Here is a 15,780-nt window from a genome sequence, read left to right on the forward strand (position 1 = left end):
TCACAGAGCAGTACTCAACACAGAACAATGGAGTTTCCATGAAATTCGGCAAGAAGACCGCATTCGCGGCCCTGGTGGCCGCATCCGCTCTCGTCATGGCCGGCTGTGCCGGCAGCGGGGATGTCATCGAAGAAGGTGGCGGAACCGACACCGGCAGCGGCGACGGAGAGATGTACATCGCCCTCGTCTCGAAGGGCTTCCAGCACCAGTTCTGGCAGGCCGTCAAGAAGGGCGCTGAGCAGAAGGCTGAAGAGCTGGGCGTTCGGATCACCTTCGACGGTCCCGCCGCCGAGACGGAGATCGCCCAGCAGCTCGAGATGCTGACGGCCGCGATCGACAAGAACCCGGATGCCATCGCCTACGCCGCCCTCGACCCCGAGGCGTGCGTCGCCCCGCTCGACCAGGCGAAGTCGAAGGACATCCCCGTCGTGTACTTCGATGCACCGTGCAACGGGGACGTGGGCCTCAGCCTCTCGGCGACCGACAGCAAGGTCGCCGGCGCGCTGGCGGCGGAGCACATGGCCGAGCTGATCGGCGGAGAGGGTGAGGTCGCGATCGTCGGCCACTCCCAGATCAACTCCACCGGCGTCGAGCGCCGTGACGGCTTCGTCGAGAAGATCGAGGCGGACTACCCCGACATCAAGATCGTCGACATCCAGTACGGTGACGGCGACCACCTGAAGTCCGCCGACATCGCCAAGGCCATGATCGCCGCGCACCCGAACCTCAAGGGCATCTACGGCACCAACGAGGGCTCCGCCATCGGCGTCGTGAACGCCGCGAACGAGCTGGGCCTCGAGAAGGGCAAGCTGACGATCATCGGCTTCGACTCGGGCGCTGCTCAGATCAACGCCATCAAGGACGGCACGATGGCCGGCGCCATCACGCAGGACCCGATCGGCATCGGCGCACAGGTCGTCCAGGCGGCGTACGACGCCGCCAACGGCGACGCGGTCGAGGAGTTCTACGACACCGGCTCGTACTGGTACGACGCCACGAACATGGAGGACGACAAGATCGCCGCAGTTCTCTACGAGTGATCTGACCACTCCGGCGAAGAGGTCCCTCACCTTCGGGTGGGGGACCTCTTCGCGTCCCCGGACGAGCCGTGGTCATCGCAAATGATCGAAAGAATTTCTGTTGAGAACGCTTAGAAAGAAGTAATCTAGATTCATTCCAGCTAGGAGGAGATATGCACATCGACCCGATTGTCGACACCCCTGTTCTGCTCGAGATCGCGCGGGAAGGAGGTATCGAAGGGCGCAGCCGGCACTACGAGAAGCTTCTCGGTGACATGCAGGGCGTCTATCGCGACGGTGACGCGTGGAACGCGGCTGTCGCCGAGCGTGGCGAGGACGAGCTCGTCTACTGGGTGGATGACCATCGGTACCAGGAGGGCGCCGGCGCTCTGATCGTCGGGACCAGCACGCTGCTGCCCGGCCGGATCGGCAACGAGTTCGCGGTCACGCGCGGACATATCCACGCTGTGTCCGACCGGGCCGAGCTGTACTTCTGCATGAGCGGTCGGGGTGTCATGCAGATGGAGACCCTGGACGGCCAGACGTCGGCGATCGAGCTGACGCCGGGCAGAGCGGTCAATGTTCCCGGGCATTGGATCCACCGCAGCGTGAACGTCGGCGACGAGCCGTTCGTGACGCTGTTCTGCTACGCGGCGGATGCTGGTCAGGACTACGGCGTGATTGCGGATGCCGGTGGGATGAAGCACAACATCGTGGTCGATGGCGACGGATGGGCCGCTGTTCCGAACCCGGATCACCGTGGCTATCGCGGGCCCACGGCATGACCTCCCTCCCCACGCACATGAGGGCGGCGCTCCTCGAGGGCGACCGCTCCGTGCGCCTCGCGGAGGTGACGGTTCCCGCAGCCGGTCCTCGTGAGGCGCTGGTGCAGATCACCACATCCGCCGTGTGTGGAAGTGACATGCCGCACTACCGATCGACGCCTCAAGCGTTGGGGGCCAGGGCCGGCGTCATCCCGGGACATGAGCCGGTCGGTGTCGTTCGGGTGGCTGCCGACGGCGGCATCCCGGAAGGCACTCGAGTGCTGGTCTATCACCACAGCGGAGACGAGCGGTGCGAGCACTGCGTCGCGGGCGAGCCGATGTTCTGCGCGGAGCGGCAGACCCTGGGAAACCATCGGCACGGCGCGGACGCGGAGTGGCTCGTCGCGCCGGATGCGTCGCTGGTCCCGCTCCCGGATGACATCGATGATGCGATGGCGGCGTTGATCGCGTGCAACTTCGGCACGGCGTTCGCGGGACTCCGGAAGAGCGGTGCCAAGGAAGGGGACCGTGTGGTCGTCGTCGGGCTCGGGGCGGTGGGGCTCTGCGTGGTCATCGCGGCTGTGGCCGCGGGATGCAGCGTGATCGTGCTGGATCCGATCGCCGCTCGACGCGAGTTCGCCGTCGAACTCGGAGCGGAGGCTGCGGTCGATCCGCTCGAGACCGATCCGGTCGAGGCCATCCGGCAGCGCACGGAGGGCGAGGGGGCAGAGGTCGTCATCGAGTGCTCCGCGAACCCGCACGCGCAGCGTCAAGCCACGCAGGCGGCGCGTGCGCACGGCACGGTGCTGTTGATCGGATCGAACAACTCGATGGAGTTCGACCCGGGTGTCGATCTGATCCGTAAAGAGGTGCGCCTGCTGGGCACCTGGATCTTCAAGCGGCACGAGGTGCCGGCGATCTTCCGTGCGGTTCGTCGCATGCCCGACCTGCGACGCCTGCTCGGGGCGCCGTATCCGGCCGCGAGGATCGCGGATGCCTTCCGAGCCGTCGACCGCGGGGAAACAGTCGGCAAGGTTCTCATCGACTGGCTGTGACGTCGCGTACGCGCCGGAAGGAAAGGAATAGTTTTCTATGACCCTATTGCAATCGAAGAAATTTCCGTTACGATATGAAAAACCCGAGAACAACCTCATTGGAGAGGGAACCATGCGCTCACGATTCCGCCGGCTCGCTGCCATGGCCGCAGTCGCAACCATCTCGATCACCTCACTCGCTGCGTGCTCATCGCAGAGCGCCGGGGGCGAGGAGCCGCTCGTCGGACTGATCATCAAGACTCAGGACAACCCCTTCTACGTGAAGATGGCGGAGGGGGCCAAAGCCGAAGCGGCTGAGCAGGGATTCACTCTGCAGTCGGCTACCGGTGAGGGCCAGAGCGACGTCGATTCGCAGATCAAGTCGATCGAGAACTTCATCGCCCGCGGCGCCAAAGCGATCCTGGTCACCCCGGCCGGCGATGGCATCATCCCGGCGCTGAAGAAGGCGCGTGACGCCGGCATCATGGTCATCGCCCTGGACTCTCCGCTCGGGGATCCGACCGCAGCGGACGGGACCTTCGCCACCGACAACGTGCAGGCCGGCGTGCTCGTCGGCGAGTGGGCCAAAGAGGCGCTCGGTGACACCGCTCCGCGGATCGCCACGCTCGACCTGAGCACGGATCAGATTCCGGTCGACGTCCAGCGCAACCAGGGATTCCTGCAGGGTTTCGGCATCGACGTCGCCGACGACGGCAAGATGTGGGACGAGAAGGACCCGCGTCTGGTCGGTCACGAGGTCACTGACGCCAACGAGGCCGGCGGGCGCCAGGGCATGGAGAAGCTTCTCCAGAAGGACCCGACGATCAACCTCGTCTACACGATCAACGAACCGACCGCAGCGGGCGCCTATCAGGCCATCACCGCCGCCGGCAAGCAGGATCAGATCACCGTGGTCTCGGTCGACGGAGGCTGCCCGGGCGTGAAGAACGTCCAGGGCGGTGTGATCGATGCGACGTCGATGCAGTTCCCCCTGAAGATGGCCGAGCAGGCTGTGCAAGCGGTCAGTGCCTGGCTGGAGGACGGAACCACTCCCGAGAACAGCCCCGGTCTCGACTTCACCAACACGGGCGTGACTCTGATCACGGATCAGGCCCAGGCCGGCGTCGAGTCCGAGGACGTCGACTGGGGTCTCGAGAGCTGCTGGGGCTGACTCCGATGATGTCTCAGGAGGCCAAGACAGCTTCGGCGACCGCAAGTGAGAGCTCGCCGAAGACGTGGCTGGTGCAGATCGGCAACCAGGAGCGCCTGGGGCCGATCCAGTGGGTGGAGCGGCGCATGCTCACCCGTCCACTCATCGGTCCGGCGGCAGTGCTGATCATCGCCGTCATCGCGTTCTCGATCGCGGCGCCGAACTTCGGCTCGCTCCAGAACTTCTCGCTGATCCTGCAGCAGGTGCAGGTGATCGCAATGCTCGGCATCGCTCAGACCCTGATCATCCTCACCGCGGGGATCGACCTGTCGGTCGCGGCGGTCATGCTGCTCGCGCAGGTCGCGATGGGCCGCTTCGCCGTCGCCATCGGGCTGCCGGTGTGGCTCTCGCTGCTGCTCGGGCTGCTGGTGGCGGTGGCCTGTGGAGCGCTGAACGGTTTCATCGTCACGAAACTGCGCATCCCGCCGTTCATCGCGACGCTCGGCACGCTCAGCATCTTCTACGCGCTCAATCTGTTCATCTCCGATGGCGAGAGCGTCCCGTACGCCGACGTCCCCCCGCTGTTCACCTGGTTGGGAACGGGCTTCAAACTGTTCGGCGCCACGTTCACCTATGGACAGGTGGTCACCGTGCTGATGTTCGTGATCTTCGCCTACATTCTGCGCAACACCGCTTGGGGGACGCACATCTACGCCGTGGGCGACAACGTGGAAGCGGCGCGGCTGACCGGCATCCCGGTGAATCGGGTCCTGATGTCCGTGTACGTGACGGCCGGACTCATCATCGGCGTCACCGCTTGGCTGCTGATCGGTCGGATCGGCTCGATCTCGCCGACTGCCGGCGTGGAGTACAACCTCGCATCCATCAGTGCGGTGGTGATCGGCGGAACCAGCCTGTTCGGTGGTCGTGGCCGCATCATGGGCACCCTGTTGGGGGCTCTCATCGTCGGCGTGTTCTCCAGCGGGCTCTCCCTCGTCGGTCTCGACAATCTCTGGCAGGAGTTCACGATCGGCATCCTGATCATCGGCGCGGTCGCGGTCGACCAGCGCCTTCGAAAGGTCGGACGGTGACATCATGACGTCTACGAATCAGCAACCGCTCGTGATGGAGGCCAGGGGCCTCGTCAAGAGATACGGCCGTGTGGTCGCTCTGGACCATGCCGACTTCGAGATCCGCGCAGGGGAGATCCTCGCCGTGGTCGGAGACAACGGTGCGGGCAAGTCCTCGCTCATCCAGTGCCTGGCCGGCGCGAGCCACCCAGATGAGGGGGAGATCTTCATCGGTGGGAAGAAGGTCGTTCTGGACTCTCCGACCGACGCGCGCGAACGAGGCATCGAGACCGTGTTCCAGTCGCTCGCGGTCTCGCCGGGCCTCGACATCGCCAGCAATGTGTTCCTCGGGCGCGAACTGCGCCGGCCGGGCTTCGCCGGTTCGGTCCTGCGGATGCTGGACAAGAAGCGGATGCGTGCGGAGGCTCTCGACGCGATGTCGCACCTCGGACTTCAGACTCTGCAGGACATCACGCAACCGGTCGAGACCCTCTCCGGAGGGCAGCGTCAGGGTGTCGCGATCGCCCGCGCTGCCGCATTCGGCTCCAAGGTCGTCATCCTCGACGAGCCGACCGCCGCTCTGGGCGTGAAGGAGTCCGCCCGCGTGGAGACGCTGATCAAAGAGATCAGCGCCCGCGGGATCCCGGTGATCCTGATCAGCCACAACATGCCGCAGATCTTCGAGATCGCCGATCGCATCCACATCCAGCGGCTCGGACGCCGACTGGCCATCGTCGACACGCGAGAAGTGAAGATGAGCGACACCGTGTCGCTGATGGTCGGTGCAGTCACGCCCGCAGAGCTCGGGCTCGAAGAACACGCCGCCGCGCGCGGCTGACCACCCCCCCACGAGAGGAACAATGACATGGAACCCGACTACCTGCCCCGCCCAGGCGACGCCCTCGTCGGCAAGGTCGCGCTGATCACCGGCGCAGCCTCGGGCATCGGCGAGGCCGTCGCCCGCGAGTATGCCGCGAACGGCGCCCGCGTCGCGATGATCGACATCGACGAGGCCCGGCTGAACGAGGTCATCTCCGACATCCAGGAGCGTGGCGGTGACGTCGTCGGCATCGTGGGAGACGTCGTCTCGGAGGACCAGGTGCGCGACTTCTTCGCGGAGGTGATCTCTCGTTGGGGGCAGCTGGACCTGCTCGTCAACAGTGCGGGTCGGGACTCGCTGTCGCCGCCTGTCACCGAGGTGACCCTCGAGGAGTGGAACAAGACGATCGGGCCGAACCTCACCGGCGTGTTCCTGTGCTGCCGTGAGGCGTTCCTGATCATGGAGAAGCAGGAGTCCGGCGGTCGGGTCATCAATATGGGATCGTCGTCGACGCGAATCGCATCCGGTCCGGGGCACAGCCCGTACCGCGCCAGCAAGCACGGCATGCTCGGGTTCTCGAAGAACATCCTCCTCGAGGGCGTCGACAAGGGGATCGGCGTCACGGTCCTCAACCCCTCGCACGTGCGCACGCCCATGACCGAGATCATCGACAAGGGGCTCTACGACGGTGACCTCCCCGCGTACACCGAGGGCTGGCTCGACGAGAAAGAGCTGCGGGAGGGGATCGCAGCGAGCTCGATCGACGTCTCGAACGTGGCCGAAGCTGCGCTGTACATCGCAACGCGCACGCCGGACGTCACGATCCCGACGTTCTCGCTCTACCCCACGCACAAGGCCCACCGCTACGGGATGGGGGTTTGACGTGAAGGCCGCAGTTCTCCGCGGTGTCCGCGACATCGAGATCACCGAAGTGCCGCAGCCTGAGCCGGTCGGCGTCGACTCGACGCTGGTGCGGATGGACGCCGTCGGCGTCTGCGGTTCCGACGTTCTCAGGTTCGGAGTGGGCAAGGGCTACGGGTTCCCTCTTGTGCTGGGCCATGAGATGGTGGCGACGCTCGTCGAGGACTCGCCGTCCGGCCGTCACAAGGCCGGTGCGCGGGTGGCGCTCTTCCCGTGCATCCCGCGACCTGAGGACCCGATGACCGAGATCGGCGAGTTCGCGCTGGGTACGGAGTACGACTACTTCGGCTCCCGGCGTGACGGCGGTCTGCAGGAGTACCTCAGGGTTCCGGAGCGCAACCTCTTCCCTCTGCGGGACGACATGAGCCTGATCGAAGGCGCGCTGGTCGAGCCCGCCGGTGTGGCGCTCCATGCGGTCCGCAAAGCCCCGATCACTCCCAACGCCTCGGCGCTGGTCATCGGCGCCGGCCCGATCGGCCTCTTCGCCGCGCAGTGGCTGCGGGTTCTCGGAGCGACCAGAGTGATCGTCGCCGACATCGATGGGCACAAGCGTGCGCTCGCGGACGAACTGGGCTTCGAGACAATCGACGCAGGCGCGGGGCCATCGGATCAGCAGGTGCTCGAGGCCACCGGCGGACGCGGAGTGGACATCGCCGTGGAAGCGAGCGGGCTGGCGCTGACCTTCCTGCAGGCGATCGGCGCGGCCGCACATTCCGGACACGTGATCCTGCTCGGCGATCTGAGCGACGACGCCGTGCTCTCGAAGGAGGCTGTGTCGCGGATACTCCGGCGCGAGCTGGTCCTGCACGGGACGTGGAATGCGAAGATCACTCCACACGGGCACAGCGAGTGGGACATGGTCATCGCCCATCTGGGACGCACGGTGATCGGCACCGATCTGGTCAGCCACATCGTCGATATGGCTGACGCGCAGTCCACCTTCACGGCGCTCGCCGATCGTGCACGATGGTCGAACAAGACGATCTTCGCCGTCTCGGACGCGGCGCGAGCGGAGGCCGCTGGAGTCCTGGCCGGATCGTTCTCGGCGGGGGTGACGCGATGAAGGCGGCAGTGTTCCGTGGCCCCGGTGTCATCGAGATCGATGACATCCCGGTGCCCGACATCGGTGCAGGCGATGTGCTGATCAAGGTGCGCGCGGCCAGTGTCTGCGGCACGGACCTCCGCATCATGAAGCACGGTCACTTCCGGCTGCCCGAAGGGCAGCAGCGAGTGCTCGGGCATGAGGTTGCAGGCGACGTCGTCGACGTCGGCGCCGAGGTCGTCGGCTTCTCCCTCGGCGACAGGGTCTCCGTCGTACCCAACGTCGGATGCGGGAAGTGCTCGATGTGCGCACGCGGGCTGAACCAGCTCTGCCCCGACTACGAGGCGTTCGGGATCACCATGAACGGTGGCTTCGCCGAGTACATGCGCGTTCCGGCTCATGCGATCGAGCGGGGAAACCTGATGGTCGTCCCCGATGCGCTGACGTTCGAGGAGGCGGCGATCCTGGAGCCGATGGCGTGCTGTCTGCACGGCCAGCGCAAGGTCGACGTGCAACCGGACGACGTGGTCGTCATCCTCGGCGCCGGCCCCATCGGATGCTTCCACACTCTGCTCGCCAAGCAGCAGGGCGTGCGGACCGTGATCGTCTCGAACACCAGGCAGCCTCGCCTGGACATCGCGCGGCGACTGGGGGCGGACATCACCGTGAACGGTCAGCAGGATCTGTATGCGGAGGTCCAGCGGGCCACGGACGGACAGGGGGCTGATGTGGTGATCACCTGCGTCTCCAACCCGAACGTGATCGCTGGAGCGACGGACCTGATCGGCCGACTGGGGCGGATCAATGTGTTCTCCGGTCTGGGCGATCAGGCTCGTCCCGCGATCGACGTGAACTCATTGCACTATCGGGAGCAGACGATCACCGGCACCACCGGTGCGAGCGTCCGTGACTACGCGGACGTGCGGCAACTGGCGGCCTCTCCTGGCGTGGATCTCTCTCCTGTCATCACCGATCGGTTCGCACTGGACGACATCGAGGCGGCGATGCTCCAGTCCGCATCGGGCACCGGAATGAAGTCCGTGGTGCTCTTCGGCTGATCATGCTCGATGACACGGGAAGACGCACCGGCCCGAGACGCAGACCGGCGTCTCGGGTCGGTGCGGCATATGATCGAGCCGTGAGCGATGCCGATCCCGTAAACCTCCTGCACCAGATCTCGCGCAGGGCGGGATCGATGAGCCCCGCTCTGCGAGGAGTCGCAGAGGTGATCCTCGCAGACCCGGAAGCCGCACAGTCCATGTCGATAACGGAGCTGGCGGGCCGAGCGGGAGTGGCCGATTCAACGGTGTCCCGCTTCATCCGCGATCTGCATCTCGACGGCTACAACCAGCTCCGTCTCGGTATCGCGCAGGCGATCTACTCGCGCCGTGCCGACGTCGGCACGGACTCGGAGTGGGTGTACGAGGGCATCCTCAAGGACGATCCGCAGGGCGTCGTGATCGAGAAGGTTCTGCATGGCAGCATCGATGCGCTCGTCCGCAGTGCCGAGCGGATCGACCCCGAGACGGTCAGCGCCATCGTCGATCGGGTTCACGACGCCACGTCGCTGTACTTCGTCGCGATGGGGTCGTCGTCGACGGTCGCTGAGAGCGCGGTGCTGCGTTTCACACGCGCCGGCAAGAGCTGCATCTTCTTCCGTGACCAGTCGGCACAGGCGTTCGGGGCCGCCACCCTGCGCCCGACCGATCTGCTGTTCGCCATCAGCGACTCCGGCGACTCCACCCCGGTGCTGGCTGCGGTGGAGATCGCCCGCGTCCACGGAGTGCACATCGTCGCGCTCACATCGGTGCTGCAGTCGGCCCTCGCCGGGATGGCCGACACCGTGATGCTGACCTCCGGTGCGATGGCGAGCTCCGATGTCTATGGGGAGTCGGTGACGGCGAAGTGGGGCCAGCTGCTCGCGATCGACGTCCTCTACGCGAACTACGCGACCCGCTACTTCAGCGAGGCTGAGGAGCACCTTCGCGAGAGCTACCTCTCGGCCATCAAGCCGACCCGCAGCCAGCGCGGGTGACGCCGGGCGTCAGTGCTCGGCCCAGTCGAGGGAGCGCTGCACAGCCTTGCGCCACCCGGCGTACAGACGCGCACGGGTGTCCTGGTCCATCTGCGGCGTGAAGGTCCGATCGATGGCGACGGTGCCGTGCAGCTCCTCCTGGGATGCCCAGAACCCGACCGCGAGTCCGGCGAGGAACGCCGCACCGCGCGCCGTCGACTCCGTGACCATCGGGCGATCGACCGGCACCCCGAGCTGGTCGGCCTGGAACTGCAGGTGGAAGTCGTTCGTCGCCGCGCCGCCGTCGACTCGCAACGCCGGCAGCGGATTCCCGGACTCTGCGGTCATCGCGTCGATCACGTCGCGGTAGGAATAGCTCATCGACTCGAGCGCCGCGCGCACGATGTGCGCCCGCCCCGCGCCCGGGGTGAGCCCCATCATCGCCGCGCGGGCGTACTGATCCCAATAGGGCGATGCGAGACCGGTGAACGCGGGAACGAAGTACACACCGGCCGTGTCAGGCACCGAGGCCGCGATCTCTGCGGACTCCGAGAGATCGTCGATCACGCGAAGCTCGTCGCGCAGCCACTTCATCGGCACGCCGACGGCGAAGAAGACGCCCTCCAGCGCGTACTCCACCCGGTCGCCCAACCCCCAGGCCACCGTCGTGATCAGGCCGGCGTCGGACAGCACCGGCGACGTTCCGGTGTTCATCATCACCGAGCCACCCGTGCCGTATGTGGCTTTCACGGACCCTGGTGTGAAGCACGCCTGGCCGAACAGAGCCGATTGCTGATCGCCGGCCGCCGACGCGACAGAGAGCGGTGAGTCGAAGCCAGCGGCGTTCCCCGTGGTTCCGTAGACCTCGCTCGACGGTCGCGGTTCGGGCAGGATCGCCCTCGGCACACGCAGCAGTTCGAGGATCTGGTCGTCCCAGTCGAGCGTGTGGATGTTGAAGCACATCGTGCGGGATGCGTTCGAGTAGTCGGTGACATGCGCGGCGCCGTCGGTGAGCTTCCAGATCAGCCACGAGTCGATCGTCCCCGCGAGCAGCTCACCGCGTTCTGCACGGTCGCGCGCGCCGGCGACGTTGTCGAGGATCCACGCGATCTTCGTGCCGGAGAAGTACGTGTCGATGGGAAGGCCGGTGATCTCGCGGATCCTGTCCGCGTGGCCTGCGTCACGCAACGCATCGCACGTCGCGGCGGTGCGGCGGTCCTGCCAGACGAGCGCATTGTGTATCGGTCGTCCGGTCGCGGCGTCCCACACCACGGCGGTCTCGCGCTGGTTGGTGATGCCGATCGCTGCGACCTGCGCTGCGCTGATGCCGGATTCCGACAGGACGCGATGCGCCACACCCAGCTGAGCCTCCCAGATGACCTCGGCGTCGTGCTCGACCCAGCCGGGCTCTGGGTAGTGCTGAGCGAACTCGTCCTGTGCGATGTGCGTGATCGAGCCGTCCTTGGCGAACAGGATGGCTCGTACGCTGCCGGTGCCCGCGTCTAGGGCGAGGACGTGGGTAGTGCTCATTTCGGGTACCACTTCCTTGTGATGATTCGATCGTCCCAGATCTCGTGAAGAGATCGTGCGGTAGAAAAAAATTCTGATGTTGAGACTAATGTAGAAATCCTTATTGGTCTACCCCGACGTCGAGGAGACGGACATGCGCGCAGCAGTGCTCTACGAACCGCACGGTCAACTTCATATCCAGGAGGTGGAGACCCCGGCCCGGCTGCTGCCCCACGAAGTGCGCGTTCGCACGGCGGCGGTGGGGCTGTGTCATTCGGATCTGCATGTGATCCACGGGCTCGTGGCTCGACCCATGCCGGTCGTGCTGGGGCACGAGGCATCCGGCGTCGTGACGGAGGTGGGCGCTGAGGTGGAGGACGTCGAGGTCGGAGACCACGTCGTCGCCTGTTTCGTCGTGTTCTGCGGCGCGTGCCGCATGTGCACCAGCGGACGCCCTGCGATGTGTCAGCACCGCGAGGCGACAATGCGTGGCGCAGGGGAGGAGCCGAGGCTCAGCCGTGCGGGCGTTGAAGTGCATCAGTGGACGAACATCGCGGGGTTCGCCGAGGAGATGGTGCTGCATCGCAACGCCGTCACGGTGATCGACGAACGGATGCCTCTCGACCTGGCCGCCATGCTCGGCTGCGCGGTCGCGACCGGCGTCGGATCGGCGCGCAAGGTCGCTGGGGTAGCTCCCGGGGATGCGGTCGTCGTGATCGGTGCCGGCGGTGTCGGACTGAACGTGTGTCAGGGGGCGGCCCTGGCAGGGGCGCAGACCATCATCGCCGTCGACCGCAGTGCCCATCGCCTGGAGCTGGCGCAACGGCGTTTCGGGGCGACGCATGCGATCCAGGCCTCGGAGGGTGTGGATGTCGCTGCCCGGGTCAAGGCGCTCACTGACGGGGGCGCTGACCATGTGTTCGAAGCGGTCGGAGCGCCCGGACTGGTGGGAGTGGCCCTGGACGCCACGGTGCGCGGTGGTTCGGTCTGGGCCGTCGGAGTCTTCGGTGACGAGGCGAGGATCGATTTCTCTGCGGCGCATCTTCACTCCGGCAAGGGCGTTCACGGTGTGCGCGCCGGGTCGCTCGAGCCCCAGAAGGACATCCCGCAGCTGGTCGATGAGTATCTCCGTGGGGTGCTCGAGCTCGAGGCGCTGGTGGGCGAGCGCATCCCCCTCGACCAGATCGGTGCGGGGATCGACGCGCTCGCCGCCGGGGCCGGTGCGCGCACCCTCGTCGTGTTCTGACCTTCCGGGAACGCTCCGGACGCCTGACGAGACGCGCCGACCGTCGCGTCTCGTCAGGCGATCGAGTAACCTCCGTCGACGTTCAGCACCGTGCCCGTGATGTACGAGGCGTCCTCGGACAGCAGAAAACGCACGGCGCGCGCGACGTCATCCGCTTCGCCCCACCGCCCCAGCGGAATACGGGCGTCGATCGCGGCCTTGCGTGCATCGTCCTGTTGGGCTCGCGTGGACATCGGCGTTGAGATCCATCCGGGCGCGACGGCATTCGCCCGGATGCCGTCGGCGGCGTACGCGATCGCCTGCGACCGGGTCAGCGCGACGATCGCGCCCTTCGACGCCGCATAGGCGGGGGCGTTCGGCGTGCCGAAGTAGCTCCACATCGAGGCGAAATTGACGATCGATCCCTGCTCCATCGCAAGCCGCGGGCGCAGGACCTCGGCGACGGCGAGTGCCGCAGTCACGTTGACGTCCAGCACGGTGGAGAACGTCTCCGGCTCCCATTCGGCCCTGTCTCGCAGCACCGCGGCGCACGTCACGAGTGCGTGGACGGCGGTGGTGCCCGCTGTGGCTGCGGTGAGGGCGGCGACGTCTGTGATGTCCGCCTGCGCGAAGCGGACTCCGGACGGGAGCTCCTCATCCCTGGCGAGGCCGACAGCGAGGACGTCCCAGCCGGCATCGGCCAGCAGCTTTCCGATCGCCTTCCCGATCCCGGTTCCTCCGCCTGTGATCACGGCGAGCTTGTTCAAGGTCATGGCGTCTCCATACGTCTAGTCGAAATTTCTTCGAATGTTATTTGACAGTAGAGAAAACTTCAATCAGGATGAAGGCATGACAACGACGAGGCCCTTGACCGCGGCCCCCGATGCCGACCTTCTGGCCGACCGAGCCGCCTTCGTCCGTACCGAGACGATCCGGCTTATCGAGATCGCCGGCACGGGTCACTACAGCAGCGTCTTCTCCTGCGCGGAGATCTTCGCAGCGCTGTACTACACGGTGATGCGGACGGACCCGACCCAGCCCGATTGGCAGGAGCGCGACCGCTTCCTCATGGGCAAGGGCCACGCCGCCGTAGGCCTCTTCCCGATTCTCGCGGACCTCGGATACTTCTCGAAGGACCTGCTGGACGGGTACACGCGCCTGGGCAGTCCGCTCGGGGACCATCCGGATATGACCAAGGTTCCGGGAATCGACTTCAGCTCTGGTTCGATCGGGCACGCGCTCTCGAACGGACTCGGAATGGTGCTCGGCGGACGGTTCCATGATCGTGAGTTCTTCACCTATGTCCTGCTCGGCGACGGTGAGATGCAGGAGGGCCAGGTGTGGGAGGCGGCGATGTCTGCGGCTCATCACCAAGCCGGTCGCCTGGTCGCCATCGTCGATCGCAACGGCTACCAGCTGGATGGGCAGGTCGATGAGGTGATCGGCATCGAGCCCCTTGCGGACAAGTGGCGGGCGTTCGGGTGGGAGGTGCACGGAGTCGACGGTCATGATGCCGTGGCCGTCGCGGACGTGCTGCTCGGACTGCGCGATCGCCCGGCCGATGCCCCTCCCGTATGCGTCATCGCGCAGACGAGCAAGGGCAAGGGGGTCTCATACATGGAGACCGAGCCCGGCTGGCATCTCGGCTACCTGGCACCGGACGATGCTCAGAAGGCCATCGACGAGATCAGAGGAGCATCCGCATGACCGGGCCGGACAACCCCGCATCCTGGCAGTACCGTGCGCTGAACGAGCTCAACCCCGGACTCGACTACCTCTCCGATGGGCTGTGCGACCTCGTCGACGACGGACACCCGGTGGTCGCGGGCACCGCCGACCTGCAATACTCCAACGGCCTGGTCGCCTTCGCGCAGCGCCACGCGGATCGTTTCCTGCAGTTCGGCATCTCGGAGCAGAACATGGTCTCGGCCGCAGCCGGCCTCGCGACCGCCGGAACCATGCCCTTCGTCGCCACGTTCGCCTCATTCCTCGCGTTGCTGTGCTGCGAGCAGATCCGGATGGATGTCGCGTACACGAAGCTGCCGGTGCGCTTGATCGGTCATCACACCGGCATCTCCTTGGGCTTCTACGGCACCAGCCACCACGCCACCGAAGACATATCGGTCATGCGGGCGCTCGCCGGGCTCACCGTGGTGTCGCCGGCCGATGGCCCGCAGCTGCGCGCTGCGATCCGAGCGAGTGCTGACTGGCCGGAGCCGATCTACTTCCGCATCGGCCGCGGTCGCGATCCTCAGGTCTATGCGGATGACGTCTCCTTCGAGTTCGGTCGGGCCATCGTGCACGCCGATGGGGACGACCTGACGATCATCGCGTGCGGAAGCCAGGTGCATCCGGCGCTCGAGGCCGCAGAGGCACTGCGCGCTGACGGACTCTCCGTCGGCGTGATCGACATGGCGACGATCAAGCCGCTCGACGTCGATGCCGTTCGTCGCGCGTCGAAGAGTCGCATCGTGCTGACCGTGGAGGAGCACAACATCCTCGGAGGACTCGGCGCCGCCGTTGCGGAGGTCATGGCGGAGGGACCCACCGGCGCGCGACTGGTGCGTCACGGCATCCATGACGAGTACAGCCTGATCGCCCCGCCGACGCATCTCTACGCGCACTACGGCCTGAATGCTCCGGGCATCGAGCGAATCGCGCGCGAGGCCGTGGCATGACCGTCGCGATCCCCGGCAACTGGCATCCACGACTCGCCGTGCCCGCCCGCGGAGCGGTCGTTCTGCTGGATCTCGACGGCGTGATCGCCGATGCCGGGCATCGGCAGAGGTTCCTGCATCAGGACGAACCGGACTGGGACGGCTTCTACGCGGGCGTCGCCGACGACGGCGTGCTCGAAGCAGGGCGCGCACTCGCCGCCTCGATCGCATCGGAGGTGCCGGTCGTCGTGCTCACCGGCAGGATCGACGAGGTCGCAGACGTGACTCAGCGATGGCTGGACGAGCATGGCATCCGCTGGGACATGCTGATCTGCCGCCCGGCGCACGAAGACGACGACTCGCGGCACGCGGTGGACTACAAGCGGGACGAGATCGCACAACTGCGAGCCTTCGGCTATGAGCTGCGTCTTGCCGCGGACGACAACCGCAAGATCGTCGCGATGTTCGAGGAGGCCGGGATACCGGCGCTCTACGTACCCAGCGGCTACTACGAGAACTCCAACCGTTACGACGGCGGTGTGTGATCGTGCCGTG

16 protein-coding genes are annotated in these 15,780 nt (G+C 66.2%); 14 read left to right on the forward strand and 2 right to left on the reverse strand.

What is annotated here, in order from left to right; genetic code table 11:
• The first annotated feature begins 38 nt into the window (after window positions 1-38).
• The 10 genes from LQZ87_RS06695 (at window position 39) to LQZ87_RS06740 (ending at window position 9,855) form a co-directional block, all read left to right on the forward strand.
• Window positions 39-1,040, forward strand: a complete 1,002-nt coding sequence (locus tag LQZ87_RS06695; protein WP_230102691.1) for an ABC transporter substrate-binding protein — start codon at window positions 39-41, stop codon at window positions 1,038-1,040.
• Window positions 1,041-1,192: 152 nt separating this feature from the next.
• Window positions 1,193-1,804 (forward strand): glucose-6-phosphate isomerase family protein, encoded by a 612-nt coding sequence (locus LQZ87_RS06700; protein WP_230102692.1) that lies wholly within the window; start codon window positions 1,193-1,195, stop codon window positions 1,802-1,804.
• The gene (locus LQZ87_RS06705; protein ID WP_230102693.1) at window positions 1,801-2,838 is read left to right on the forward strand and encodes a zinc-binding dehydrogenase; all 1,038 of its coding nucleotides are present in this window, start codon (window positions 1,801-1,803) and stop codon (window positions 2,836-2,838) included. Before LQZ87_RS06700 ends, LQZ87_RS06705 begins: the two co-directional genes overlap by 4 nt.
• Before the next feature lie 112 nt (window positions 2,839-2,950).
• Window positions 2,951-3,988, forward strand: coding sequence for a substrate-binding domain-containing protein (locus LQZ87_RS06710; RefSeq protein WP_230102694.1), 1,038 nt, complete (start codon window positions 2,951-2,953; stop codon window positions 3,986-3,988).
• Window positions 3,989-3,993: 5 nt separating this feature from the next.
• Window positions 3,994-5,058 (forward strand): ABC transporter permease, encoded by a 1,065-nt coding sequence (locus tag LQZ87_RS06715; protein ID WP_230102695.1) that lies wholly within the window; start codon window positions 3,994-3,996, stop codon window positions 5,056-5,058.
• Window positions 5,059-5,062: 4 nt separating this feature from the next.
• The gene (locus LQZ87_RS06720) at window positions 5,063-5,875 is read left to right on the forward strand and encodes an ATP-binding cassette domain-containing protein (protein WP_230102696.1); all 813 of its coding nucleotides are present in this window, start codon (window positions 5,063-5,065) and stop codon (window positions 5,873-5,875) included.
• Window positions 5,876-5,902: 27 nt separating this feature from the next.
• On the forward strand, window positions 5,903-6,739 hold the full coding sequence (locus LQZ87_RS06725) for an SDR family oxidoreductase (protein ID WP_230102697.1): 837 nt from the start codon (window positions 5,903-5,905) through the stop codon (window positions 6,737-6,739).
• Between the two features lies 1 nt (window position 6,740).
• A complete protein-coding gene (locus LQZ87_RS06730) occupies window positions 6,741-7,841 on the forward strand; it encodes a galactitol-1-phosphate 5-dehydrogenase (protein ID WP_230102698.1) in 1,101 nt (366 codons plus the stop codon).
• The gene (locus LQZ87_RS06735) at window positions 7,838-8,878 is read left to right on the forward strand and encodes an alcohol dehydrogenase catalytic domain-containing protein (RefSeq protein ID WP_230102699.1); all 1,041 of its coding nucleotides are present in this window, start codon (window positions 7,838-7,840) and stop codon (window positions 8,876-8,878) included. The genes LQZ87_RS06730 and LQZ87_RS06735 overlap by 4 nt, the downstream gene beginning before the upstream one ends.
• Before the next feature lie 80 nt (window positions 8,879-8,958).
• On the forward strand, window positions 8,959-9,855 hold the full coding sequence (locus LQZ87_RS06740; RefSeq protein WP_230102700.1) for a MurR/RpiR family transcriptional regulator: 897 nt from the start codon (window positions 8,959-8,961) through the stop codon (window positions 9,853-9,855).
• 9 nt (window positions 9,856-9,864) lie between these two features.
• On the opposite strand, the gene glpK is transcribed toward LQZ87_RS06740, so the two are convergent.
• A complete protein-coding gene (gene glpK, locus LQZ87_RS06745; protein WP_230102701.1) occupies window positions 9,865-11,364 on the reverse strand; it encodes a glycerol kinase GlpK in 1,500 nt (499 codons plus the stop codon).
• A 133-nt stretch (window positions 11,365-11,497) separates the two neighbouring features.
• Here glpK and LQZ87_RS06750 point away from each other — a divergent pair, with 133 nt between their 5' ends.
• A complete protein-coding gene (locus LQZ87_RS06750) occupies window positions 11,498-12,589 on the forward strand; it encodes an alcohol dehydrogenase catalytic domain-containing protein (protein ID WP_230102702.1) in 1,092 nt (363 codons plus the stop codon).
• Window positions 12,590-12,642: 53 nt separating this feature from the next.
• Here LQZ87_RS06750 and LQZ87_RS06755 read toward each other — a convergent pair whose 3' ends face one another.
• Window positions 12,643-13,341 (reverse strand): SDR family oxidoreductase, encoded by a 699-nt coding sequence (locus LQZ87_RS06755; protein ID WP_230102703.1) that lies wholly within the window; start codon window positions 13,339-13,341, stop codon window positions 12,643-12,645.
• Between the two features lie 76 nt (window positions 13,342-13,417).
• On the opposite strand from LQZ87_RS06755, the gene LQZ87_RS06760 reads away from it, so the two are divergent.
• The 3 genes from LQZ87_RS06760 to LQZ87_RS06770 are packed head-to-tail and all read left to right on the forward strand — an operon-like array spanning window position 13,418 to window position 15,770.
• Window positions 13,418-14,275: a transketolase gene (locus LQZ87_RS06760; RefSeq protein WP_230102704.1), complete on the forward strand. Its 858-nt coding sequence runs from the start codon at window positions 13,418-13,420 to the stop codon at window positions 14,273-14,275.
• The gene (locus tag LQZ87_RS06765; RefSeq protein WP_230102705.1) at window positions 14,272-15,246 is read left to right on the forward strand and encodes a transketolase C-terminal domain-containing protein; all 975 of its coding nucleotides are present in this window, start codon (window positions 14,272-14,274) and stop codon (window positions 15,244-15,246) included. Before LQZ87_RS06760 ends, LQZ87_RS06765 begins: the two co-directional genes overlap by 4 nt.
• Window positions 15,243-15,770, forward strand: coding sequence for a hypothetical protein (locus LQZ87_RS06770; RefSeq protein ID WP_230102706.1), 528 nt, complete (start codon window positions 15,243-15,245; stop codon window positions 15,768-15,770). Before LQZ87_RS06765 ends, LQZ87_RS06770 begins: the two co-directional genes overlap by 4 nt.
• The last annotated feature ends 10 nt before the right edge of the window (window positions 15,771-15,780 follow it).

The organism is Microbacterium sp. Bi121 (assembly GCF_918698005.1).
Taxonomy (GTDB): domain Bacteria; phylum Actinomycetota; class Actinomycetes; order Actinomycetales; family Microbacteriaceae; genus Microbacterium.